Origin of the sequence: Microbaculum mangrovi (genome assembly GCF_051390635.1) — a bacterium.
GTDB lineage: Bacteria > Pseudomonadota > Alphaproteobacteria > Rhizobiales > Tepidamorphaceae > Microbaculum.
Genome location: NZ_JBPODT010000002.1, coordinates 1187305 through 1209669, shown reverse-complemented (window position 1 = coordinate 1209669; position 22365 = coordinate 1187305). Strand labels below are relative to the sequence as shown.

Sequence of the window (22365 nt, the reverse complement as noted above, 5' to 3'; positions counted from 1 at the left end):
GTTTCAACATGGCCATGCTGGATCAGGCCGCCCGTTCGATCTTTCTGAAGGAGTTCGTATCCGCCTTCTTTCTGGCGATGCGTTACTTCTTCAAGCCGAAGGCGACACTGAACTATCCCTTCGAGAAGGGGCCGATTTCGCCGCGCTTCAGGGGCGAGCACGCGCTGCGCCGTTATCCCAACGGCGAGGAGCGCTGCATCGCCTGCAAGCTGTGCGAGGCGATCTGTCCCGCCCAGGCGATCACGATCGAAGCGGGGCCGCGGCGCAACGACGGAACCCGCCGCACCACCCGATACGACATCGACATGGTGAAGTGCATCTACTGCGGCTTCTGCCAGGAAGCGTGTCCGGTGGACGCCATCGTCGAGGGACCGAACTTCGAATTCGCTGTGGAAACACGCGAGGAACTGTACTTCGACAAGGACAAACTGTTGGCGAACGGGGACCGCTGGGAGCGGGAGATCGCCAAGAGTATCGAGCTCGACGCGCCCTACCGCTGAACCCTTCCGAGGGTTGGTAGACGCGTATCCGTAACCGTTCTATAGAGGCCGCGCTCGCCGGATTCCCGGCGCTCTGCCTCACCGGGGGACCTGCCGGACCATGATCGTCGCGACTGCCTTTTTCTATCTGTTCTCCGCGGTGATGATCGCCTCCGCGGTGATGGTGATCGCGTCGCGAAACCCGGTCCATTCCGTGCTGTTTCTGATTCTCGCGTTCTTCAACGCCGCTGGCCTGTTCATCCTGATGGGCGCTGAATTCCTCGCCCTGATCCTGATCGTCGTCTATGTCGGCGCGGTCGCGGTGCTGTTCCTGTTCGTCGTGATGATGCTCGACGTGGATTTCGTGCAGCTGCGCGAGGGTGTCCTCAACTACCTGCCGGTCGGCGCGCTGATCGGCTTCATCCTGCTCGTGGAACTGCTTCTCGTCCTTGGCGGCTGGGTGATATCGCCGAACGTCGCCGCCAATATCGCCGCGCCGATCCCCGCCGACCCGTCGGTCAGCAACATCCAGGCGATCGGTGAGGTGCTGTACACGCGCTACGTCTTCTTCTTCCAGATGGCCGGCGTGATCCTGCTGGTCGCCATGATCGGCGCGATCGTGCTGACGCTGCGCCACAAGCCGAACGTCAAGCGCCAGTCGATCGCCGCCCAGGTGGCGCGCAATCCCGAGACCGCCATCGAGGTGCGCAAGGTCGAGAGCGGAAAGGGGATTTGAACATGGCAATCGGCCTTTCCAATTTTCTCGCCGTTGCCGCGATCCTGTTCACGCTCGGCATCTTCGGCATTTTCCTGAACCGGAAAAACGTCATCGTCATCCTGATGTCGATCGAGCTGATGCTGCTCGCCGTCAACATCAACCTGGTGGCCTTCTCCACCCATCTCGGCGACATCGTCGGGCAGGTCTTCGCATTGCTGGTGTTGACCGTCGCGGCCGCCGAAGCGGCCATCGGTCTCGCCATCCTGGTGGTTTTCTTCCGCAACCGCGGCTCGATCGAGGTCGAGGACGTCAACATGATGAAGGGCTGAGCGCTCAAATGTATTCGGCGATCGTCTTTCTGCCGCTGCTCGGGGCCATTCTCGGCGGCATCATTTCTCTGGTCGGGGCGCACAGCCGCCATCCCGGCGGCCTCGACATGCATGCCGACAACAGCGGCCGCGAGGCGCATGGCGACGGGCACGGCCATGACCCTGCCGCGCACGGCTCGCGCGCGGCCGAGCTGATCACCTCCGGCTTCCTGATCATCGCCGCCATCCTGTCGTGGGTCGCGTTCTTCGACGTCGGTCTCAAGGACGGCGACGTTCAGGTCTCCGTGCTGCCGTGGATCTCGTCCGGCTCGCTGTCGGTCGACTGGGCCTTCCGCATCGATACGCTGACCGCGGTCATGCTGGTCGTCGTCACCACGGTTTCGGCGCTCGTGCACGTCTATTCGATCGGGTACATGTCGCACGATCCGAACCGGCCGCGGTTCTTCGCCTATCTGTCGCTGTTCACCTTCGCCATGCTGATGCTGGTGACGGCGGACAACTTCCTGCAGCTCTTCTTCGGCTGGGAAGGTGTCGGCCTGGCCTCGTACCTGCTGATCGGCTTCTGGTACCAGCGCCCGTCGGCGAACGCCGCCGCGATCAAGGCTTTCGTGGTCAACCGGGTCGGCGACTTCGGGTTCTCGCTCGGCATCTTCGGCGTGTTCGTGCTGTTCGGCTCGATCAATTTCGATGCCGTGTTCGCCAATGCCGCCGACGCCACCGGCAAGACGCTGCACATCTTCGGCAGCGACATCGACGCGCTGACCATCGTCTGCCTGCTGCTGTTCATGGGCGCGATGGGCAAGTCGGCCCAGTTCCTGCTGCACACCTGGTTGCCGGATGCGATGGAGGGCCCGACGCCGGTCTCCGCGCTGATCCATGCCGCCACCATGGTGACCGCGGGCGTGTTCATGGTCGCGCGCCTGTCGCCGCTGTTCGAGCTGTCCTACTCCGCGCTGACCGTCGTCACCTTCATCGGCGCGACGACGGCGTTCTTCGCGGCGACGATCGGTCTCGTCCAGAACGACATCAAGCGGGTGATCGCCTATTCGACGTGCTCGCAGCTCGGCTACATGTTCGCCGCGATCGGCGTGGGTGCCTATTCGGCGGGCATCTTCCACCTGTTCACGCACGCCTTCTTCAAGGCGCTCCTGTTCCTCGGGTCCGGCGCGGTGATCCACGCGATGTCGGACGAACAGGACATGCGCAAGATGGGCGGCCTACGCACCAAGATCCCGGTGACCTACTGGATGATGGTGATCGGCACCCTGGCATTGACCGGGTTCCCGCTGACGGCCGGCTGGGTATCGAAGGACGCGATCATCGAGGCGACGTTCGTGGGCGAGAACCCGATGGCGGGCTATGCCTTCGGCCTGACGCTGTTCGCCGCCCTGCTGACCGCGTTCTACTCCTGGCGGCTTATCTTCATGACGTTCCACGGCAAGTCGCGTGCCTCGGCCGAAGTGCAGGCGCACGTGCACGAGTCGCCGATGGTGATGCTCGTGCCGCTGTTCGTGCTGGCAATCGGCGCTCTGGGCGCGGGGCTCGCGTTCAAGTCGTTCTTCATCGGTGCGGACTACGAGGCCTTCTGGCGCGGGGCGATCTTCCTCGGCGAGGAGAACCACGTCCTGCACGCCATGCATGAGGTTCCCGCGATCGTCGTGTGGATGCCGACGGTGATGATGCTGACCGGTTTCGCGGTGGCCTGGTACATGTACATCCGCAACCCCGCGGCCGCCCCGGCGCTCGCCCGGCAGTTCGACCTTCTCTACAAATTCCTGCTCAACAAGTGGTACTTCGACGAGATCTACGACTTCCTGTTCGTCCGGCCCGCGAAGTGGCTCGGCCGTTTCCTCTGGAAGAAGGGCGACGGCTGGCTGATCGACGGTTTCGGGCCGGACGGTATCTCGGCGCGCGTCATCGACGTGACGCGCCGGGTCGTGCAGCTGCAGACCGGCTATCTCTACCACTATGCCTTTGCCATGCTGATCGGCGTCACCGCGCTCATCACCTGGTACATGTTCGCCGGAGGGGCGCACTGATATGACCGGTTGGCCGATCCTCTCCGTCGTAACGTTCCTGCCGCTTGTCGGGGCGCTGTTCATCTTCGCCATCCGCGGCGACGACGAGATCGCCGTGCGCAACGCCCGTTTCGTGGCGCTGTGGACGACGGTAATCACCTTCCTGCTTTCGCTGCTGATCTGGATCTACTTCGATCCCTCGACGGCCGACTTCCAGTTCGTCGAGAAGCGCGATTGGCTGGGCGGGGCGATCTCCTATCACATGGGCGTCGACGGCATCTCGATGCTGTTCGTGATCCTGACGACCTTCCTGATGCCGGCCTGCATCCTGGCAAGCTGGTTCGCGATCGACGTTCGCGTGAAGGAATACATGATCGCATTCCTGGTGCTCGAGACGCTGATGATCGGCGTCTTCACCGCGCTGGACCTCGTGTTGTTCTACCTGTTCTTCGAGGGCGGCCTGATCCCGATGTTCCTGATCATCGGCATCTGGGGGCACAAGCGGCGCGTCTACGCGGCCTTCAAGTTCTTCCTCTACACGCTGACCGGCTCGTTGCTGATGCTGCTCGCCATCATGGCGATGTACTGGGACGCCGGCACGACCGACATTCCCACGCTGCTCGCCCACGATTTCCCGGCGAACATGCAGACATGGCTGTGGATTGCGTTCTTCGCCTCCTTCGCCGTCAAGATGCCGATGTGGCCGGTACATACCTGGTTGCCGGACGCGCATGTCGAGGCGCCGACAGCGGGCTCGGTGATCCTGGCCGGCATCCTTTTGAAGATGGGCGGCTACGGCTTCCTGCGGTTCTCGATTCCGATGTTCCCGGAAGCCTCCGACATGTTCGCGCCGTTCGTGTTCACATTGTCAGTGGTGGCGATCATCTACACCTCGCTGGTCGCGCTGGTGCAGACCGATATCAAGAAGCTGATCGCCTATTCGTCGGTTGCCCATATGGGCTTCGTGACCATGGGCGTGTTCACCGGCACCGTCCAGGGCATCCAGGGCGGCATCTTCCAGATGCTCTCGCACGGCATCGTTTCGGGCGCGCTGTTCCTGTGCGTCGGCGTTGTCTACGACCGTCTGCACACCCGCGAGATCGCTGCCTATGGCGGGCTGGTCAACCGGATGCCGCTCTATGCCGCCGCGTTCATGGTCTTCACCATGGCGAATGTCGGCCTTCCGGGCACGTCGGGTTTCGTCGGCGAATTCCTGTCGCTGCTCGCCGCGTTCTCCGTGAACACATGGGTCGCGGTATTCGCCACCTTTGGCATAATCCTGTCTGCGGCTTATGCCCTGTGGCTCTACCGACGGGTGATCTTCGGCACGATCGAGAAAGAGAACCTGCGCGGCATCAAGGACCTGACCACCCGCGAAGTGGTGATCCTGGCTCCGCTCGTCTTCCTGACGATCCTGTTCGGCGTCTATCCGATGCCGGTCTTCGACGTGACCGCGGTCTCCGTCGAAAATCTCGTAACCGAATACCAAGCGGCCCTGCAGCATGCCGCCCAGCTTGCCACCATCGGCAATTGACGAGGTGATCCGATGACCCTGAACCTCATGTCGATTGCCCCCGAAATCCTGCTGGTCGTCGGCGCTATGGCTGCGTTGATGTTCGGCGCGTTTCGCCAGGACAGCGCTTCGGTTTCCATAACCGCGGGCCTTTCGATGGCGCTGGTGATCGCCGCCGGTGTGCTGGTCTGGCTGGTCCCGGCCGACCCCGAGCCGATTTTCGGCGGCAGCTTCCAGCTCGATCCGTTCGCGAAGTTCATGAAGACCCTGATCGCGATCGGCTCGGCCGTCGCGATCCTTCTGTCTGTCGACTACATGCGGTTCGGCCGGCTCACCCGGTTCGAGTATCCGGTGCTGATCGTGCTTGCGACGGCGGGCATGTTCGTCATGGTCTCGGCCACCGACCTGATCTCGCTCTACATGGGCCTCGAACTGCAGAGTCTGGCAGCCTACGTGCTCGCGGCGATCCAGCGGGATTCGGTGCGCTCAACAGAAGCGGGCATGAAGTATTTCGTGCTCGGCGCGCTCGCGTCCGGCATGTTGCTCTACGGCGCCTCGCTGATCTACGGCTTCTGCGGAACGGTCACCTACGAGGGGATCGCAGACGCGGTGGCCGCCGGAGGCTCATCGATCGGGGTCGTGATCGGGCTCGTTTTCCTACTCTCCGGTCTCGCCTTCAAGATCTCGGCCGTGCCATTCCACATGTGGACGCCGGACGTCTACGAGGGCTCGCCGACGCCGGTTACCGCCTTCTTTGCCTCGGCGCCGAAGATCGCGGCGATCGGCATGCTGATCCGTGTCGTCGTCGAAGCCTTTCCGACGGTCACCACCGACTGGCAGCAGATCATCGTCTTCATCTCGATCGCATCGATGGCGCTCGGGGCGTTCGCCGCGATCGGTCAGCGCAACATCAAGCGGCTGATGGCCTACTCGTCGATCGCCAATATGGGCTACGCGCTCGTCGGGCTGGCCGCCGGCAGCGAGGCCGGCGTGCAGGGCGTCATCGTCTACATGACGATCTATCTCGCCATGACGCTTGGCACCTTCGCCTTCATCCTTGCCATGCGGCGCGGCGACACGACCGTGGAGACGATCGACGATCTCGCCGGATTGTCGCGGACCAACGGGACAGCGGCGTTCTTCCTCGCGGTGCTGTTCTTCTCGCTCGCGGGCATCCCGCCGCTGGCCGGCTTCTTCGCCAAGTTCTACGTGTTCCTAGCCGCGATCGAGGCCGAGCTTTACGCGCTTGCGGTCATCGGCGTGCTGACCAGCGTCGTCGGCGCCTTCTACTATCTGCGCATCGTCAAGATCATGTATTTCGACGAGCCCGTGGCGCCGTTCGAGCATATGGGCGGCGAACTGAAGGCCGTGCTCGGCGTCAGCGGCGTTGTCGTGCTGCTCTACTTCGTCTATCCGGCGCCGCTGGTCGAGGCTGCGGGGGCGGCTGCGAAGTCGCTCTTCTGACCATGGGATTCGTGCTCGGGTCCGCGGCCGCCCGCGCCGGCTATCGCCTCGAATCCTTTGATGCCATCGGCTCGACCAACGACGAGGCCCTGAAGCGCATCCGGGCCGGCGAGAGCGGGCCGATCTGGTTGGTCACTTCCTCGCAGACGAGCGGCCACGGACGTCGGGGCCGAGCCTGGCAGGGGCCTCCCGGAAATCTCGCTGCCAGCCTGCTTCTGACGACATCGGTTCCGGTGAATATCGCCGCGACGCTCGGCTTCGTTGCCGGACTGTCCTTGTCGGATGCGTTGATGCGCTTGGATATCGGCGAAGCGTCGATCTCGCTCAAATGGCCCAACGACGTGCTTGTCAACGGGGCAAAGATCTCCGGCATCCTGCTGGAAGGCGAGCCTCGCGACGACGACGCGTCCGCCGTCGTTGTCGGCATTGGCGTCAACGTCGTCGCCGCGCCGCAGGGCGTGCCGTATCCCGCCGTGTGCCTCGCCGGTCTCGGGGCGACCGTTACGGCCGAAGAGCTGTTCGCCGTGCTGTCGGATTGCTGGATCGAGCGGTGTGCTCAATGGAATGACGGTCAGGGCATGGAATCGATCCGGTCGACCTGGCTCGAACGGGCGTCGGGAATCGGCGGGCAGGTGGCGGTGAAATCGGGACCGCGCGAGGTTCACGGTACTTTCGAGACGCTCGATGCCGACGGCCGGCTGGTCGTGCGTACCGACGCCGGCGAGCGCGTTCTGGTATCGGCCGGGGACGTTCATTTCGGCGATGCCGCATCGATGCCGCGGACAAATTAGAGGAGCCCACCATGGCGCGCCAACCGGATCTCGTGTTCCTGCCGCTCGGGGGTGTCGGCGAAATCGGCATGAACCTCGCCCTCTACGGCTACGGTACGCCGGGCCGGCGGTCCTGGCTGATGGTGGATTGCGGCGTCAGCTTCGCCGCGGAGGAGCATCTGCCGGGTATCGATCTCATCCTGCCCGACATCTCGTTTATCGAGGCGGAGCGCGGCGAACTCGTCGGCATCCTGCTGACGCACGCCCATGAGGACCATTTCGGGGCGCTCCCCGACCTTTGGCCGCGACTCGGGGCGAAGGTGTACGCGACGCCGTTCACCGGCAGTCTTCTGGCGGCGAAAATCCAGGAGGAGCCAGGGGCGCCGGATATCCCAATCGAGACCGTTCCGGTCGGAGGGCGTTTCTCGGTCGGTCCGTTCGACATAGAGCTGATACCCGTGACGCACTCCATCCCGGAGCCGAACTCCGTGGTCATCCGCACACCGGCGGGCACGGTCCTGCATACCGCGGACTGGAAGATCGACAAGGATCCGGTGGTCGGTGCGCCTTTCGATCCGGCACCTTTCATCGCGCTCGGGCACGAAGGTTGCCGGGCGATGATCTGCGACTCGACCAACGTCCTGCGCGACGGCCGGTCGCCGGGGGAGGGGGACGTCGGCAAGGGACTGGCCGAGGTGATCGCGAACGCGCCGAATCGGGTCGCGGTGACCGCGTTCGCCTCCAACGTCGCGCGCATCCGATCGATCGGCGAGGCGGCCGCTTCGGCCGATCGCAGCGTCGTCGTGGTCGGGCGCGCGATGAAGCGTGTGATCACGGTGGCGCGCGAAAACGGCCTGCTGGACGGATTGCCGGCATTTCTGGGCGAAGAGACGTACGACACGCTGCCGCGCGACAAGGTCGTGCTGCTGTGTACCGGGAGCCAGGGCGAGCCGCGTGCCGCGCTGACGCGGATCGCGGCCGGTAGCCACCCGAACGTCAAGTTGGTCGCAGGCGACCGCGTCGTCTATTCGGCCCGCACCATACCGGGCAACGAACGGGAAATCGGCACGGTCGTCAACGCGCTGGTCAGGGCCGGGATCGAGATCGTCACGGACCGTGACGCGCTCGTTCATACGTCGGGACATCCGCGTCAGGACGAATTGCGCGACATGTATGCCTGGGTGCGGCCCGACATCGCCATTCCGGTCCACGGAGAGGCGCAGCACCTGGCCGCGCATGCGCGGCTTGCCCGCGATATGAAGGTCGGGCAGGTCGTCACCGCCTATAACGGCGACATGGTGCGGCTCGGTCCGGAGGCCGCCGAGATCGTGGAAAAGGTGCCGGTCGGGCGCCTCTACAAGGACGGGCGGCTGATCGTCCGCTCCGACAGCGATTCGGTCCGCGAGCGGCGCAAACTCGCTTATGTCGGCCTCGTCGGCGTGGCCCTCGCGGTCAACGATCGGGGAGATCTGGTCGGCGATGTTGAGGTGGAGCTCGACGGCGTTCCCGAGCGTGACGGCAAGAACGAGCCGTTCCTCGAGATCGTCCACGACGCGGTCGAGAAGGTGATGGCGGGGATGCCGCGGGCGCGGCGGCGCGATCCCGACGCGCTGGAGGATTCGATCCGGCGGGCCGTGCGCAACGCCGTGATGGCGGGTTGGGGCAAAAAGCCCGTTTGTCATGTCTTCGTCGTCGCGGTATGAGCCGCGGCGAAGTTTGTATTCGCGCCTGGTAAAGGGGACATCATGCTCGGGCGTCTGAACCACGTGGCCATCGCCGTGCCCGATATCGCGGCCGCCACGGCCACCTATCGCGACACGCTGGGCGCGGAGGTGTCGCAAGCCGTTCCGCAGCCGGACCACGGTGTCACCACGGTGTTCATCATCTTGCCCAATACCAAGATCGAGCTGCTCGAGCCTTATGGCGAGAATTCACCGATCGCGCGGTTCCTGGAGCGCAACCCGGATGGGGGCATCCACCATATCTGCTACGAGGTCGACGACATCATCGCCGCCCGCGACAAGCTTCTCGCGGACGGCGCGCGGGTGCTCGGCAGCGGCGAGCCGAAGATAGGGGCGCACGGAAAGCCCGTGCTTTTCCTGCACCCGAAGGACTTCTGCGGTACGCTCGTCGAGTTGGAACAGGCTTGAGCCGGAGGGTCTGACCGTGCCGATCACAAGCGCTCTTGCCGTCTATTTCGTACTTTGGTGGATCGTCTTGTTCGCCGTTTTGCCCTGGGGCGTGCGCTCCCAGGAGGAGACGGGCGAGGTGGTTCCGGGGTCTACGGAAAGCGCGCCGGAGCGGCCGCTTCTGGTGCGCAAGCTCATCGCCACGACGGTGGTGTCGGCCGTGATCTTCGCGATCCTGTACGTCGTCATCGGCTACGGCGGGCTGACGATAGACGACATCCCCTTGCTGCCGGATTTCACGCCGAAGGACTGGAAATAAAAAAGCAAGGCTTTCGCCTTGCTTCTAAAAGTCTACCGCTATGGTCCGGCGGCCTCCACCTGACCACAGTGCTCTAGGCCGAACTTCGCCGGCATTCGAGCCGTTTCCTCCCGAGACCTGGGCCGATGTCACCTTTTCGAAGGTGCGCGTGGGCATTTGGTCTTTTGTGGAAGCTACAATACGCAGCCATTCGACCGTTGCAATATGTTTCTTGTTGTGAATGCCATTCGCAACATTTCGTCCGCAATCCGTTCGGTTGTTCGCAATATGAACATTTATGCATCCGTTGCCTGGCGGTCCGGCTGACCGGAATTTCGAGTGGCCGCCAGTCGGGCGTTGCGGGGGAGGGTATCGCCGGCCTTGTCTTTTCGTCGCCGATGCGCTTGTGTCGCGCGCGACACCCAACACATTGGATTCCCAGACCCTATGCGCCTGTCACGCTACTTCCTGCCGATCCTCAAAGAGACACCCAAGGAAGCCGAGATCGTCTCGCATCGACTGATGCTTCGCGCAGGCATGGTCCGCCAGGAGGCTGCCGGCATCTATGCTTGGCTTCCGCTCGGCCACCGCGTCCTGAAGAAGGTCGAGCAGATTGTCCGCGAGGAGCAGAATCGCGCCGGTGCGATCGAACTGCTGATGCCGACGATCCAGGCCGCCGACCTGTGGCGCGAAAGCGGACGCTACGACGACTACGGCAAGGAGATGCTGCGCATCCAGGACCGGCACGAGCGCGACATGCTGTTCGGTCCGACGAATGAGGAAATGATCACCGAGATCTTCCGGGCCTATGTCCGCTCCTACAAGGACCTGCCGCTCAACCTGTATCACATCCAGTGGAAATTCCGCGACGAGGTGCGCCCGCGCTTTGGCGTCATGCGGTCGCGCGAGTTCCTGATGAAGGACGCCTATTCGTTCGATCTCGATCAGGAGTCGGCGCGGCGTTCCTACAACAGGATGTTCGTCGCCTACCTGCGCACCTTCGCGCGGCTCGGTCTGAAGGCGATCCCGATGGCAGCCGATTCGGGGCCGATCGGCGGCGACATGAGCCACGAGTTCATCATCCTGGCGAAGACCGGCGAGAGCGAGGTCTTCTGCGACAGGGCGCTTCTCGACCTGCCGATCCCGGGCGAGGACACCGACTTCGACGGCGACCTTTCGCCGATCGTCAACGAATGGCTCGGCTCGTATGCCGCGACCGACGAGAAGCACGATCCCGCGAAGTTCGAGGCCGACATTCCCGAGGACCGACGCATCTCGGCGCGCGGCATCGAGGTCGGCCACATCTTCTACTTCGGCACCAAGTATTCCGAGCCGATGAAGGCGGTCGTCGCCGGGCCCGACGGAACCGAGAAGCCGGTGCATATGGGATCGTACGGAATCGGTCCGTCGCGACTTGTCGCCGCAATCATCGAGGCAAGCCACGACGATGCCGGAATCATCTGGCCTCAGTCCGTCGCCCCGTTCGATGTGGGGCTGATCAACCTGAAGAGCGGCGATGCCGCGACGGACGGAACATGCGAGGACCTCTACGCGAAACTGACGGCGGCCGGGCTCGACGTTCTTTACGACGATACGGCCGAGCGGGCCGGGTCGAAATTCGCCACCGCCGAACTGATCGGGCTGCCCTGGCAGCTCGTTGTCGGACCGAAGGGGCTGGCCGAAGGCAGTGTCGAGCTGAAGAACCGTGCGACCGGCGAGAAACAGTCGCTGTCGGTGGACTCCGCGCTCGCCAGATTGATCGGTTGAGCTTTTCGCACCCGATACGCGTGAATCTGGTACGAATGGCGGGACGATGAGCGACACTGCCCACGAAACCCGGCCATTTGCGGCATTCGAGTGGATGATCGCCATGCGCTACCTGCGGGCGCAGCGCAAGGCGGGCTACATCTCGGTGATCGCCGGCTTCTCCTTCCTCGGCATCATGCTGGGTGTCGCCACGCTGATCATCGTCATGGCGGTGATGAACGGCTTTCGCACCGAGCTGATGGACAAGATCCTCGGTCTCAACGGTCACGTGATCGTTCAGGTCTACGACACGCCGTTCACGGACTTCGACGAGGTCGACGCGAAAATCGACCAGATGGACGGCGTGACCCTGGCCTTTCCGTTCGTTGAAGGGCAGGCGATGGCCTCGTCCGCCGTGGGCGGCTTCGGCGCCCTGGTGCGCGGCATGCGGCAGGCGGACCTGGAGCGGCTGGGAACGATTTCCCAGAACATCCTGCAGGGCACGCTCGATGGCTTCGACGACGGCGGCGGCGTGGCGGTCGGCATCCGGCTCGCCGAAAAGCTGGGGCTGCGGGTAGGGGATCGGATCTCGATCATCTCTCCGCGCGGGGCGGTGACGCCGTTCGGCACGACGCCGCGCATCAAGTCCTATCCGGTCGCCGCGATCTTCCAGATCGGCATGTCCGAATACGACGGCGCCTTCATCTTCATGCCGTTCGATGAGGCGCAGGCCTATTTCAACCTCGACACGCTGGCCAGCGGCATCGAGGTGTTCCTGGATGATCCCGATTCCGTCGACGATTTCCGAATGGCGCTCGACACGGCTATCGAGCGGCCGATCTTCGTCAGTGACTGGCGCCAGCGCAACCAGACCTTCTTTTCCGCCCTCGAGGTGGAGCGCAACGTCATGTTCCTGATCCTGACGATGATCGTGCTGGTCGCCGCCCTCAACATCATTTCGGGCCTGATCATGCTGGTGAAGGACAAGGGCCACGACATCGCCATTCTGCGCACGATGGGGGCGACGCGCGGAACGGTGATGCGGGTGTTCTTCATTACCGGCGCGGCGATCGGGGTGGTCGGCACCTTTGCCGGCCTAATCCTGGGGACTTTGGTGTGCTGGAACGTCGAGTCGATCCGGCAGTTCCTGTCGCGGCTGACCGGAACGGAGCTGTTCTCGCCGGAACTCTATTACCTGAGCCGACTGCCGGCCGAGATGGACGTGCAAGAAGTGGTCTCCGTCGTCGTGATGGCGCTGGTCCTGTCGTTCCTCGCTACCCTCTATCCGTCCTGGCGGGCCGCGCGGCTCGATCCGGTCGACGCGTTGCGCTACGAGTGATGGCAATGACGGAGGGCGGCTACAGCGAGTCCGAGATCGCGCCGGCGTTGGCGCTGACGGGCGTGGAACGCACCTACCGGCAGGGCGACAGCGCCTTGCACGTCCTGCGCGGGATCGAGCTGGAAATGAAGCCCGGCGAGATCGTCGGACTAGTTGGGCCATCGGGCGCGGGCAAGTCGACGCTTCTGCATGTCGCCGGTCTGTTGGAGCGGCCGGACACGGGAACTGTGTTCATCGACGGTGTCGATACCACGCTGATGGACGACGGCCAGCGCACCGCCGTGCGGCGGCGCCAGATCGGTTTCGTCTATCAGTTCCATCACCTGCTGCCGGAATTCACCGCGCTCGAAAACGTGACGTTGCCGCAGCGCATCGCCGGCCTCGGCCAGGACGTCGCGGAGGAGAGGGCGGGCGAATTGCTGACCTTCCTCGGTCTCGGCGAGCGCAAGACCCACAGGCCCGGCGAGCTCTCGGGCGGCGAACAGCAACGTGTCGCCATCGCCCGCGCTGTCGCCAATGCGCCGCATATCCTGCTCGCCGACGAACCCACCGGCAATCTCGATCCCGATACCGCCGAGTATGTGTTCGATATCCTGCTGCGCCTCGTGCACGGCACGGGGCTGGCCGCGCTGATCGCCACGCACAATCTGGAATTCGCCGAACGCATGGACCGGCGCGTGACCCTGCGCGAAGGCAGACTGATCGAGCTCTGAAGGGTGCGTTATTGCGGGCTGCAGGCCGAAAACAACGCCTCGAAGCCTTCGGCGGCGCCGGCAAGGGGGATTTCCTCCCCGCCATCCCGGACCATCACATTCAGCGCCGAGCCTCCGGTGACGATGCGGCGCAGGTCGTCGGCGGGGGCGTCCGTCGACTCGACAAGCCAGATATCCATCGGCTCCAGATAGGTCACCTGAGACGGCAGCACGGTTTCGCCGGCTTCGGAGACCAGCGTCAGATCGATCGCGTCGCCGTTTCGCACACCAATCGGCATATGGGCAAAGCCGACGAAGATTTCCTTGGACTTCGCGTCGCAACGAATGGCGAACACGATGTCGTCGCTGTCCGGCGTGCCGTACATCATCTCGACGCCGGTTTCGGACGTGCCGGTGACCCACGCGCGCTCCTGCGCTGCGGCCGGGGTGGCCGTCAGGGCAAGGAGTAGCGAAACAGCCGCGTTCGGAATTGTGCGCATTGGCGTGCACCACCATCTGACAGATCGGGCGAGAACTTAGCACGAGATCGGTGTCGCGTTTCCGCTGCGATACCGTGAGGGACTGGAATTTCCGGCAGTGTTGCGCACGTGTCAGATCGGGCGGATTGGCGGCCGCGCCTTCGGCGCATCATCAAGCCTGATATCGGCGATTGCCATCGGATATTGACATAAGGAACAAAGCATGAACATCATTATGGAAAGTGATATCGAGGAGGGGACAATGGTCCAGGATCTCGCAGCGTTTTTCGCAGTCGTTGCATTCGCGCAATCGGTCTTCGTCTGGGCCGGACTTGCCGTCGGCGCGGGCTGACCGCCGCACGGACGGTGGACGGGGGATTGTCCACAGTGGCGTGCGGAATTGGATAGAGGCCGGGCGGCGCGAATCGAGAGGGCCTGTATGGTGGCGGTAACGGCCGGTATAGTCGGCCGGGGAGACCTCGATGCCGGGCTTCGTTCATCTCAGATCCCATTCGGCCTTTTCGCTGCTCGAAGGGGCGCTGCCCATCGCGCGGCTTATCGATCTTGCCGGCAAGGACGCGATGCCGGCGCTCGGCATCGCCGATCGCAATAGCCTGTTCGGGGCCCTAGAATTTTCCGAGAAGGCGGCGGGCGCCGGAATCCAGCCCATCATAGGGGTGACGCTCGCCGTTGATTTCGGTCTCGAGGAGAAAGGCAATCGCGGCGTGCGCAAGGCGCCGCTGCCGTCGCTGGTGCTGATCGCGCGCGACGAGACCGGCTACGGCAATCTCATGCACCTGGTCTCGCGCGCCTGGATCGACGGCGACGGGCCAGGGGACGTGAGCATTCCCGAGGCGCTCCTGTCGGGGCGGACCGACGGTCTGATCGCGCTGACGGGCGGCCCGGAAGGGCCCATCGACCGGCAGATAGCGCAGCGCAACGGCGACGTGGCGCGTGAGGTGCTGCAACGGCTGGCGGCGCTATTCCCGAATTCCATTTATGTCGAGCTGCAACGGCACGGTATCGACGCGGAGCGGGCGGTCGAGCCGACGCTGGTGGATCTCGCCTACGATCTCGATCTGCCGCTCGTCGCCACCAACCAGACGTTCTTCGCCGCGCGAGAGGACTTCGAGGCTCATGACGCGCTGATTTGTATCGCCGAAGGCCGCATGGTCGCCGATCCCGACCGTCGACAGCTGACGCCGGAACATTACATGAAGTCGCGCGCCGAGATGGCGGCGCTGTTCGCCGATCTGCCTGAAGCGCTTCGGTCTTCGGTCGAGATCGCCGAGCGGTGCAGCTTCCGGCCGATGACGCGCAACCCGATCCTGCCGCGCTTCACCGTCGGCGACGGGGAGGGGGCGGAGGTCGACGAGGCGGCCGAGCTGCGCCGGCAGGCCGAAGAGGGCCTGGAGCGGCGGCTCGGCATGCACGGGACGGCGCCGGGAACGGACGCGGAAACGTATCGCGAACGGCTCGCATTCGAGCTCGGCGTCATCGAGCGCATGGCCTATGCGGGCTACTTCCTGATCGTTTCCGATTTCATCAAATGGGCGAAGGCTCACGACATCCCGGTCGGGCCGGGCCGTGGTTCCGGTGCCGGTTCGCTGGTGGCCTGGACGTTGACCATCACCGATCTCGATCCCATCCGGTTCGGCCTGCTGTTCGAGCGCTTCCTCAATCCCGAACGCGTGTCGATGCCCGACTTCGACATCGACTTCTGTCCGAACGGCCGCGACCGGGTGATCGGTTACGTGCAGGACAAGTACGGTCACGACCAGGTCGCTCAGATCATCACCTTCGGAACGCTGCAGGCGCGTGCCGTGGTGCGCGACGTCGCCCGGGTGCTCGGGATCCCCTATGGCCGCGCCGATCAGCTGTCGAAGATGATCCCGGCCAACCCGGCCAACCCGGTGAAGCTGGCCGATGCTATCGCCGGCGAGCCGCGGTTGCAGCAGGCCCGGGACGAGGATGCCGCGATCGGCCGGCTGCTCGATATCGCGCTGAAGCTCGAAGGTCTCTTCCGGCATGCTTCGACGCATGCCGCCGGCGTCGTCATCGGCGACCGTCCGCTCGACCAGCTGGTTCCGCTCTACAAGGACCCGCGGTCGGCGATGCCGGCGACCCAGTTCAACATGAAATGGACCGAAGCGGCGGGGCTGGTGAAGTTCGACTTCCTCGGCCTGAAGACCCTGACGGTTCTGGATATCACGATCCACCTGGCGGCGCAGCGCGGTATCAAGATCGATCTCGACGCGCTGCCGCTCGACGACGAAAAAACCTACGAGATGTTGTCGCGCGGCGAGACGGTCGGCGTGTTCCAGCTGGAATCGGGCGGCATGCGCTCGGCTATCGTCGGCATGAAGCCGGACCGCTTCGAGGACATCGTGGCGCTGGTCGCGCTCTACCGGCCGGGGCCGATGGCCAACATCCCGACCTACAACGACCGCAAGCACGGCCGCGAGACGCCGGACTACATCCATCCCAAGATCGAGCCGATCCTGAAGGAGACCTTCGGCGTCATCATCTACCAGGAGCAGGTGATGCAGATCGCCCAGGAGCTCGCCGGCTACTCGCTCGGCGAAGCCGACCTGCTGCGCCGGGCGATGGGTAAGAAGATCCGCGCCGAGATGGAAAAGCAGCGCAAGCGCTTCGTCGACGGCGCGGTGGAGCATGGCGTCGAGAGCCATCAGGCCGAGTACATCTTCGAGCTCTTGGCGAAGTTCGCCGACTACGGCTTCAACAAGTCGCACGCGGCGGCCTATGCGCTCGTCGCCTATCAGACCGCCTATCTGAAGGCGAACTATCCGACCGAGTTCCTTGCCGCCTCGATGACGCTCGATATGGGCAATGCCGACAAGATCAACCTGTTCCGCCGCGAGGCGGCCCGGATGGGGATCGACGTCGAGCCGCCCTCGGTGAACAAGTCACTGGCCGATTTCTCGGTGGAGAACGGAGCCATCCGCTATTCGCTCGCCGCCCTGCGCAACGTGGGCCGACAGGCGGTCGAGCACATCGTCGAGTTGCGCGGATCCAAGCCGTTCAGCGATCTTGCCGATTTCGCGAACCGCATCAGTCCGCGCTTCGTCAACAAGCGGGCGCTGGAAAGTCTGACGGCGGCCGGCGCCTTCGACGAACTGGACAAGAACCGCGCGCGGGTGGCCAAGGGCGTCGAGATGATCCTGTCGACGGCGGCGCGCAGCGAGGATGCCCGCATCAACGGCCAGTCCGAGCTGTTCGGCGGCGGCAAGCCGGAACCGCTGCCACTTGCCGATATCGATCCCTGGCTGCCGGAAGACCGGCTGGCGCGCGAGTACGATTCCATCGGCATGTTTCTGTCCGGTCATCCGCTCGATGGCTACAAGGCGGTGCTGGAGCGGCGGCGAGTCCAGCCGATCGCCGAGTTTGAGGAGGCGATGCGCCGCGGGGCGACCGCGGGGCGGCTGGCCGGTTTCATCGGCTCGAAATCGGAAACCCGCACGCGCAATGGCAGCCGCATGGGCATCATCACCTTGTCGGACCCGACCGGTCAGGTCGAGGCGGTCGCCTTCTCGGAGCTGCTCGCGGAGGCGCGGCCGATACTGGAGCCGGGCACCTGCATCGAGGCGCTGGTCCAGGTCGACCAGTTCGGCGACATGCAGCGGGTCCGTCTGCAGTCACTGCGCAAGCTCGACGATATCGCCGAGACGGTCACGGGGGGCATCCGCATCTTCGTGCGCGGCCAGGCCTCGGTCGAAAGTGTCGCCAGGCGCCTCGACCAGGCCGGTGACGGCGAGGTCTCGATCGTGGTGATGGTCGACGAACCGCGTTCGGAGGTCGAGATCCGCCTGCCCAATCGCTATCGGGTCGCGCCGCAGGTGACCGCGGCGATCCGGGCCGCTCCAGGCGTCGTCGACGTGCACGAATTCTGAAGTCGGCCGTGAACGCCGCGCGCGTTCGGCCATTGCCCGAGACCGCTTGAAACCAGGCCGAAGACGCCATATAAGGCGCCCATCACACACGCGGGCAAATCCGCGCGTGCCACTTTGCCGTGGCCGCGCTGTCCGGTGTCGGGACCGAGGGTTCCGGCTCCTGCCTGCGGAGGATCAACCGGATATGGAGACCTAGGGCCATGACTCTGCCCACCTTTACCATGCGTCAGCTTCTGGAAGCGGGCGTTCATTTCGGACATCAAAGCCACCGCTGGAACCCGAAGATGGCGTCGTACATCTTCGGCGAGCGCAACAATATTCACATCCTCGATCTCGCCCAGACGGTGCCGATGCTGCATCGCATGCTGCAGGCGGTGAGCGACACGGTCGCCGGTGGCGGCCGGGTATTGTTCGTCGGCACCAAGCGTCAGGCTTCCGAGTCGGTCGCGGACGCGGCGCGCCGCAGCGCCCAGTACTACGTCAATGCGCGCTGGCTTGGCGGCACGCTGACCAACTGGAAGACCATTTCCCATTCGATCCAGCGGCTGCGCAAGCTCGAGCAGCTGCTCGGCGATTCGGGCGAGGCGATGGCGCTGACGAAAAAGGAGCGCCTCAAGCTCACCCGCGAGCGCGAGAAGCTGGAACGGTCTCTCGGCGGTATCAAGGACATGGGCGGCCAGCCCGACATGCTGTTCGTGATCGATACCAACAAGGAATCGATCGCGATCAAGGAAGCGCGTCGTCTCGGCATCCCGGTCGCCGCGATCGTCGACTCGAACTGTGATCCCGACGGCATCACCTTTCCGGTGCCGGGCAACGACGACGCCGGTCGCGCCATAAATTTCTATTGCGACATGGTCGCGCGTGCGGCGATCGACGGCATTTCGCGCGGTCAAGGCGACATGGGCGTCGATATCGGCGCCTCCGAGGAGCCCGTGATCGAGCCCGCTCTGGCGGAAGCGCCGAAGCCGAAGGCCAAGCCCAAGGCCGAAGAGCCGGCCCCGGAGGCGAAGCCGGCCGCAGAGGAAACGATCGTGGTGCCGGAAGTGGTGGCGCCGACCTTCGAACTCCTGGCGGCGCCGCGCGGCGCTCCGGACGATCTGAAGAAGATCTCCGGCGTCGGCCCGGTGCTGGAGCAGAAGCTCAACGACATGGGCGTCTTCCACTATTGGCAGATCGTCGCTCTGGGCGAGGACGATATCCAGAAGATCGACGAGGAGCTGACCCTGCACGGCCGCATCACTCGCGACGGCTGGATCGACCAGGCCCGTCGTCTTGCCGAAGGCGAAGCCGAGTAAGACGGCTGCGTTGCAGTCATGGAATCACGCGCGCGGTCGGCCCGGCCGGCCGCGTTGACGTCAAAAAGTTCAGGAGGCCGATATGGCTAACATCACCGCGAGCATGGTGAAGGAGCTGCGCGACCAGACCGGCGCCGGCATGATGGATTGCAAGGCGGCTCTGGCCGAAACCGATGGCGACATGGAGGCGGCTGTCGACTGGCTGCGGGCCAAGGGTCTGTCCAAGGCCGCCAAGAAGGCCGGCCGCGTGGCCGCCGAGGGCTTGGTCGCCGTTGCCGGTGACGGCAACAGGGGCGTGGTCGTCGAGGTCAACGCCGAGACCGACTTCGTTGCGCGCAACGACATGTTCCAGGAGATGGTCCGCAAGATCGCCGAAGTCGCGCTGTCCGTCGGCGGCGACTTCGCGGCGCTTTCGCAGGCGAATTTCCCGGGCACCGACAGGACCGTCGCGGACCACGTCCAGGAGATGGTCGGCCAGATCGGCGAGAACATGACGCTGCGCCGCAGCGCCGGTTTCGAAGTGACGCCAGGTGCGGTTGCCTCCTACATCCATTCGGTCACCGGGCCGAGCCTTGGCCGTATCGGCGTACTCGTCGCGCTCGAGTCTTCCGGCGACAAGGACAAGCTCGCTGCCCTCGGCAAGCAGATCGCGATGCATGTGGCGGCAACCAATCCGCTCGCCGTCGACGTCGACGGCCTCGATGCCTCGGTGGTCGATCGTGAGCGCGCTGTCTATCGCGAGCAGGCCAAGGAATCGGGCAAGCCGGACGAGATCGTCGAGAAGATGGTCGAGGGCCGCATCCGCAAGTTCTACGAGGAGGCCGTGCTTCTGAAGCAGGCGTTCGTCATCGATCCGGATAACACCGTCGAGAAGGCGGTGAAGGCCGCAGAAGCCGATGTCGGCGCGCCGATCAAGGTCGTCGGCTTCGTGCGGTTCGCTCTCGGTGAAGGCATCGAGAAGGAAGAAGCCGACTTCGCCGCCGAGGTCGCCGCCGCAGCGCGTGGCTGAAGCGTAACTCGAAGGGGCCCGCCTCTTATGCCGGAAGTTCCCGAATTCAAACGCGTCCTGCTCAAGGTCTCGGGCGAGGCTTTGATGGGCGAGGGGGCTTTCGGTATAGACGTGGGCGTCCTTGGGCGGATCGGCGCTGAAGTTGTCGCAGCATCAAGGGGCGGCACTCAGATCGCGATCGTCGTCGGTGGCGGCAACCTCTTTCGCGGTGTCGCTGGTGCCGCGCGCGGGATGGACCGCGCGCGTGCCGACCATATCGGGATGCTTGCCACGGTGATGAATTCGATCGCACTCGCCGGTGCGATCGACGAGGCCGGCGGCAAGGGGCGAGCCCTGTCGGCGATTCCGATGGAAGCGCTATGCGGGACCTACACCCGAACCCGGGCGCTCGAATGCCTTGATGCGGGCGAGATCGTCATTTGCGCCGGCGGTACCGGAAACCCGTTCTTCACGACGGATTCGGCTGCGGCGTTGCGCGCCGCGGAACTGAATTGCGATGCCCTGCTCAAGGGAACGCAGGTCGACGGTATCTATGAAGCGGATCCCCGAACGCATCCGGGGGCGAAGCGCTTCGACACGCTGACCTTCGCAGAGGCGCTGAAACGCGACCTGAAGGTTATGGATACCGCCGCATTCGCACTTGCCCGCGACAACGCTATCCCGATAATCGTATTCGACATTCACGAAACGGGCTCGCTGGACGCGGTGCTCGCAGGTACGGGGCGTGCGACCCTTGTCAGCGGCTGACGTATCCATTCATCATCGGGCAACCCGATATATCCGAACGAATCGGCCCGGTTGACGGGCGGGAGACGCATCATGGACGGCAATTTCGATCTTGCAGACCTGAAACGGCGAATGCAGGGCGCGGTCAGCGTTCTCAAGACCGAGTTGGCCGGGCTGCGGACCGGGCGTGCCTCGATCAATATCCTCGAGCCGGTCACGGTCGAGGCCTATGGGTCGCCGATGCCGATCAACCAGGTCGCGACGGTCAGCGTTCCGGAATCGCGTATGATTTCCGTCAACGTGTGGGACAAGTCGCTGGTCGGCGCCGTCGACAGGGCGATACGGGAGGCCGACCTCGGTCTTAATCCAATCATGGACGGGCAGAATTTGCGGATACCCATCCCGGAGCTGAACGCCGAGCGGCGTCAGGAGATGGTCAAAGTCGCGCACAAGTATGCGGAGAACGCCCGTATTGCCGTTCGCCACGTGCGCAGGGACGGAATGGAGCATCTCAAGCGCCTGGAGAAGGACCACGAGATGAGCCAGGACGAACATCACCAGCAGGCCGATGTCGTTCAGAAGCTGACCGATTCGACGATCGCCGAGATCGATGAGACGCTGGCAACCAAGGAACAGGAAGTCCTGCAGGTCTAGGGTCACTCCGCAATCGTCCAGGGCGGTGGAAGGAATGGAAGCGAACGCCACTGCAAAGCCCGGCGGCAGCCAGACGTCAGACGTGCCCGAACATGTCGCCATCATAATGGACGGAAACGGGCGCTGGGCGGCGCAGCGCGGCTTGCCGCGCGCGCAGGGGCACAGGGCGGGCGTCGAGGCGCTCAGGCGTACGGTGCGCGCGGCCGGCGAGATCGGCATCCGCTACCTGACGATCTACAGTTTCAGTTCGGAAAACTGGTCGCGCCCGCAGTCCGAGGTGCTGGACCTGATGGCGCTGCTGCGCCGCTTCATCCGCAAGGACCTGGCCGAGCTCCACCACAACGGGGTCAGGGTCAAGGTGATCGGCCGGCGCGACGATCTGGAATCCGATATCCACTCCCTGCTGATTGAGGCAGAGGAACTGACCCGCGACAACCAAGGCCTCACGCTCGTCGTCGCATTCAACTACGGCGCTCGCGACGAGATCCTCCGGGCGACGCGAGGGATCGCCGAGGCCGTGGCGTCGGGCGCGATCGACCTAGCCGCGATCGACGAGACGCAGTTCGAGACCTTTCTCGATACCGCCGACATTCCCGATCCTGATCTGCTGATCCGTACGAGCGGCGAACAGAGGATCAGCAATTTCCTACTGTGGCAGTGTGCCTACACCGAGTTCGTCTTCCAGCCGCTGTTCTGGCCGGACTTCGGGCGGGAGGCCTTGATGTCGGCCATCGAGGAATACCGCACGCGCGAACGCCGCTTCGGTGGGCTCGTGGCGCACACGGGATCGTAA

The 22365-nt window shown here is 64.2% G+C and carries 21 protein-coding genes; 20 read left to right on the top strand and 1 reads right to left on the bottom strand.

Annotation, left to right across the window (positions count from 1 at the left end; translation table 11 throughout):
* Nucleotides 1-8 precede the first annotated feature (8 nt).
* The 13 genes from nuoI (at nt 9) to ACSF9G_RS11970 (ending at nt 13516) form a co-directional block, all read left to right on the top strand.
* Nucleotides 9-500 carry an NADH-quinone oxidoreductase subunit NuoI gene (gene nuoI, locus ACSF9G_RS12030; RefSeq protein WP_261617979.1) on the top strand — a complete coding sequence of 164 codons (492 nt, stop codon included), beginning with the start codon at nt 9-11 and terminating at the stop codon, nt 498-500.
* Nucleotides 501-600: 100 nt separating this feature from the next.
* Nucleotides 601-1215 carry an NADH-quinone oxidoreductase subunit J gene (locus tag ACSF9G_RS12025; protein WP_436641823.1) on the top strand — a complete coding sequence of 205 codons (615 nt, stop codon included), beginning with the start codon at nt 601-603 and terminating at the stop codon, nt 1213-1215.
* 2 nt (nt 1216-1217) lie between these two features.
* Nucleotides 1218-1526 (top strand): NADH-quinone oxidoreductase subunit NuoK, encoded by a 309-nt coding sequence (nuoK, locus tag ACSF9G_RS12020; RefSeq protein ID WP_436641821.1) that lies wholly within the window; start codon nt 1218-1220, stop codon nt 1524-1526.
* Nucleotides 1527-1534: 8 nt separating this feature from the next.
* Nucleotides 1535-3565, top strand: coding sequence for an NADH-quinone oxidoreductase subunit L (gene nuoL, locus ACSF9G_RS12015; protein WP_436641819.1), 2031 nt, complete (start codon nt 1535-1537; stop codon nt 3563-3565).
* A gap of 1 nt (nt 3566) precedes the next feature.
* Nucleotides 3567-5078: an NADH-quinone oxidoreductase subunit M gene (locus ACSF9G_RS12010; RefSeq protein WP_436641817.1), complete on the top strand. Its 1512-nt coding sequence runs from the start codon at nt 3567-3569 to the stop codon at nt 5076-5078.
* Nucleotides 5079-5090: 12 nt separating this feature from the next.
* Complete coding sequence (gene nuoN / locus ACSF9G_RS12005; protein WP_436641815.1) at nt 5091-6521, top strand: NADH-quinone oxidoreductase subunit NuoN; 1431 nt, start codon at nt 5091-5093, stop codon at nt 6519-6521.
* A 2-nt stretch (nt 6522-6523) separates the two neighbouring features.
* A complete protein-coding gene (locus tag ACSF9G_RS12000) occupies nt 6524-7312 on the top strand; it encodes a biotin--[acetyl-CoA-carboxylase] ligase (protein ID WP_436641813.1) in 789 nt (262 codons plus the stop codon).
* Nucleotides 7313-7323: 11 nt separating this feature from the next.
* Complete coding sequence (locus tag ACSF9G_RS11995) at nt 7324-8994, top strand: ribonuclease J (RefSeq protein WP_436641811.1); 1671 nt, start codon at nt 7324-7326, stop codon at nt 8992-8994.
* Between the two features lie 42 nt (nt 8995-9036).
* On the top strand, nt 9037-9441 hold the full coding sequence (gene mce / locus ACSF9G_RS11990; protein WP_436641809.1) for a methylmalonyl-CoA epimerase: 405 nt from the start codon (nt 9037-9039) through the stop codon (nt 9439-9441).
* Nucleotides 9442-9457: 16 nt separating this feature from the next.
* The gene (locus ACSF9G_RS11985) at nt 9458-9739 is read left to right on the top strand and encodes a DUF1467 family protein (RefSeq protein WP_436641807.1); all 282 of its coding nucleotides are present in this window, start codon (nt 9458-9460) and stop codon (nt 9737-9739) included.
* 426 nt (nt 9740-10165) lie between these two features.
* Nucleotides 10166-11485: a proline--tRNA ligase gene (gene proS, locus ACSF9G_RS11980; RefSeq protein ID WP_436641805.1), complete on the top strand. Its 1320-nt coding sequence runs from the start codon at nt 10166-10168 to the stop codon at nt 11483-11485.
* Between the two features lie 46 nt (nt 11486-11531).
* Nucleotides 11532-12803, top strand: coding sequence for a lipoprotein-releasing ABC transporter permease subunit (locus ACSF9G_RS11975; RefSeq protein ID WP_436641803.1), 1272 nt, complete (start codon nt 11532-11534; stop codon nt 12801-12803).
* Complete coding sequence (locus ACSF9G_RS11970) at nt 12803-13516, top strand: ABC transporter ATP-binding protein (RefSeq protein ID WP_436641801.1); 714 nt, start codon at nt 12803-12805, stop codon at nt 13514-13516. The genes ACSF9G_RS11975 and ACSF9G_RS11970 overlap by 1 nt, the downstream gene beginning before the upstream one ends.
* 8 nt (nt 13517-13524) lie before the next feature.
* Here the strand turns inward: ACSF9G_RS11970 and ACSF9G_RS11965 are convergent, their stop codons facing one another.
* Entirely contained in the window at nt 13525-13995 is a 471-nt protein-coding gene (locus tag ACSF9G_RS11965) for a hypothetical protein (RefSeq protein WP_436641799.1), read from the bottom strand.
* A 202-nt stretch (nt 13996-14197) separates the two neighbouring features.
* Here ACSF9G_RS11965 and ACSF9G_RS11960 point away from each other — a divergent pair, with 202 nt between their 5' ends.
* The 7 genes from ACSF9G_RS11960 to ACSF9G_RS11930 all read left to right on the top strand — a co-directional run bounded on the left by ACSF9G_RS11960 (nt 14198) and on the right by ACSF9G_RS11930 (nt 22365).
* Nucleotides 14198-14326, top strand: a complete 129-nt coding sequence (locus tag ACSF9G_RS11960; RefSeq protein ID WP_436641797.1) for a hypothetical protein — start codon at nt 14198-14200, stop codon at nt 14324-14326.
* Between the two features lie 130 nt (nt 14327-14456).
* Nucleotides 14457-17885, top strand: coding sequence for a DNA polymerase III subunit alpha (dnaE, locus tag ACSF9G_RS11955; RefSeq protein ID WP_436641795.1), 3429 nt, complete (start codon nt 14457-14459; stop codon nt 17883-17885).
* A gap of 200 nt (nt 17886-18085) precedes the next feature.
* The gene (locus ACSF9G_RS11950; RefSeq protein ID WP_436641793.1) at nt 18086-19183 is read left to right on the top strand and encodes a 30S ribosomal protein S2; all 1098 of its coding nucleotides are present in this window, start codon (nt 18086-18088) and stop codon (nt 19181-19183) included.
* An 82-nt stretch (nt 19184-19265) separates the two neighbouring features.
* Nucleotides 19266-20192 carry a translation elongation factor Ts gene (tsf, locus tag ACSF9G_RS11945; RefSeq protein WP_436641791.1) on the top strand — a complete coding sequence of 309 codons (927 nt, stop codon included), beginning with the start codon at nt 19266-19268 and terminating at the stop codon, nt 20190-20192.
* Between the two features lie 27 nt (nt 20193-20219).
* On the top strand, nt 20220-20939 hold the full coding sequence (gene pyrH / locus ACSF9G_RS11940) for a UMP kinase (protein ID WP_436641789.1): 720 nt from the start codon (nt 20220-20222) through the stop codon (nt 20937-20939).
* Nucleotides 20940-21011: 72 nt separating this feature from the next.
* On the top strand, nt 21012-21572 hold the full coding sequence (frr, locus tag ACSF9G_RS11935; protein WP_436641787.1) for a ribosome recycling factor: 561 nt from the start codon (nt 21012-21014) through the stop codon (nt 21570-21572).
* A 34-nt stretch (nt 21573-21606) separates the two neighbouring features.
* Nucleotides 21607-22365: an isoprenyl transferase gene (locus ACSF9G_RS11930; protein ID WP_436641785.1), complete on the top strand. Its 759-nt coding sequence runs from the start codon at nt 21607-21609 to the stop codon at nt 22363-22365.

What these genes read in the sequence shown, in the direction of transcription:
- ACSF9G_RS11970 (WP_436641801.1), top strand. Translation starts at nt 12,803, where the DNA reads ATGGCAATGACGGAGGGCGGCTACAGCGAGTCCGAGATCGCGCCGGCG.
- ACSF9G_RS12000 (WP_436641813.1), top strand. Translation starts at nt 6,524, where the DNA reads ATGGGATTCGTGCTCGGGTCCGCGGCCGCCCGCGCCGGCTATCGCCTC.
- proS (WP_436641805.1), top strand. Translation starts at nt 10,166, where the DNA reads ATGCGCCTGTCACGCTACTTCCTGCCGATCCTCAAAGAGACACCCAAG.
- nuoL (WP_436641819.1), top strand. Translation starts at nt 1,535, where the DNA reads ATGTATTCGGCGATCGTCTTTCTGCCGCTGCTCGGGGCCATTCTCGGC.
- pyrH (WP_436641789.1), top strand. Translation starts at nt 20,220, where the DNA reads ATGCCGGAAGTTCCCGAATTCAAACGCGTCCTGCTCAAGGTCTCGGGC.
- ACSF9G_RS11950 (WP_436641793.1), top strand. Translation starts at nt 18,086, where the DNA reads ATGACTCTGCCCACCTTTACCATGCGTCAGCTTCTGGAAGCGGGCGTT.
- ACSF9G_RS11995 (WP_436641811.1), top strand. Translation starts at nt 7,324, where the DNA reads ATGGCGCGCCAACCGGATCTCGTGTTCCTGCCGCTCGGGGGTGTCGGC.
- ACSF9G_RS12025 (WP_436641823.1), top strand. Translation starts at nt 601, where the DNA reads ATGATCGTCGCGACTGCCTTTTTCTATCTGTTCTCCGCGGTGATGATC.
- nuoK (WP_436641821.1), top strand. Translation starts at nt 1,218, where the DNA reads ATGGCAATCGGCCTTTCCAATTTTCTCGCCGTTGCCGCGATCCTGTTC.
- nuoN (WP_436641815.1), top strand. Translation starts at nt 5,091, where the DNA reads ATGACCCTGAACCTCATGTCGATTGCCCCCGAAATCCTGCTGGTCGTC.
- frr (WP_436641787.1), top strand. Translation starts at nt 21,012, where the DNA reads ATGGACGGCAATTTCGATCTTGCAGACCTGAAACGGCGAATGCAGGGC.
- tsf (WP_436641791.1), top strand. Translation starts at nt 19,266, where the DNA reads ATGGCTAACATCACCGCGAGCATGGTGAAGGAGCTGCGCGACCAGACC.
- ACSF9G_RS11975 (WP_436641803.1), top strand. Translation starts at nt 11,532, where the DNA reads ATGAGCGACACTGCCCACGAAACCCGGCCATTTGCGGCATTCGAGTGG.
- nuoI (WP_261617979.1), top strand. Translation starts at nt 9, where the DNA reads ATGGCCATGCTGGATCAGGCCGCCCGTTCGATCTTTCTGAAGGAGTTC.
- dnaE (WP_436641795.1), top strand. Translation starts at nt 14,457, where the DNA reads ATGCCGGGCTTCGTTCATCTCAGATCCCATTCGGCCTTTTCGCTGCTC.
- ACSF9G_RS12010 (WP_436641817.1), top strand. Translation starts at nt 3,567, where the DNA reads ATGACCGGTTGGCCGATCCTCTCCGTCGTAACGTTCCTGCCGCTTGTC.
- mce (WP_436641809.1), top strand. Translation starts at nt 9,037, where the DNA reads ATGCTCGGGCGTCTGAACCACGTGGCCATCGCCGTGCCCGATATCGCG.
- ACSF9G_RS11965 (WP_436641799.1), bottom strand. Translation starts at nt 13,995, where the DNA reads ATGCGCACAATTCCGAACGCGGCTGTTTCGCTACTCCTTGCCCTGACG.
- ACSF9G_RS11930 (WP_436641785.1), top strand. Translation starts at nt 21,607, where the DNA reads ATGGAAGCGAACGCCACTGCAAAGCCCGGCGGCAGCCAGACGTCAGAC.
- ACSF9G_RS11960 (WP_436641797.1), top strand. Translation starts at nt 14,198, where the DNA reads ATGAACATCATTATGGAAAGTGATATCGAGGAGGGGACAATGGTCCAG.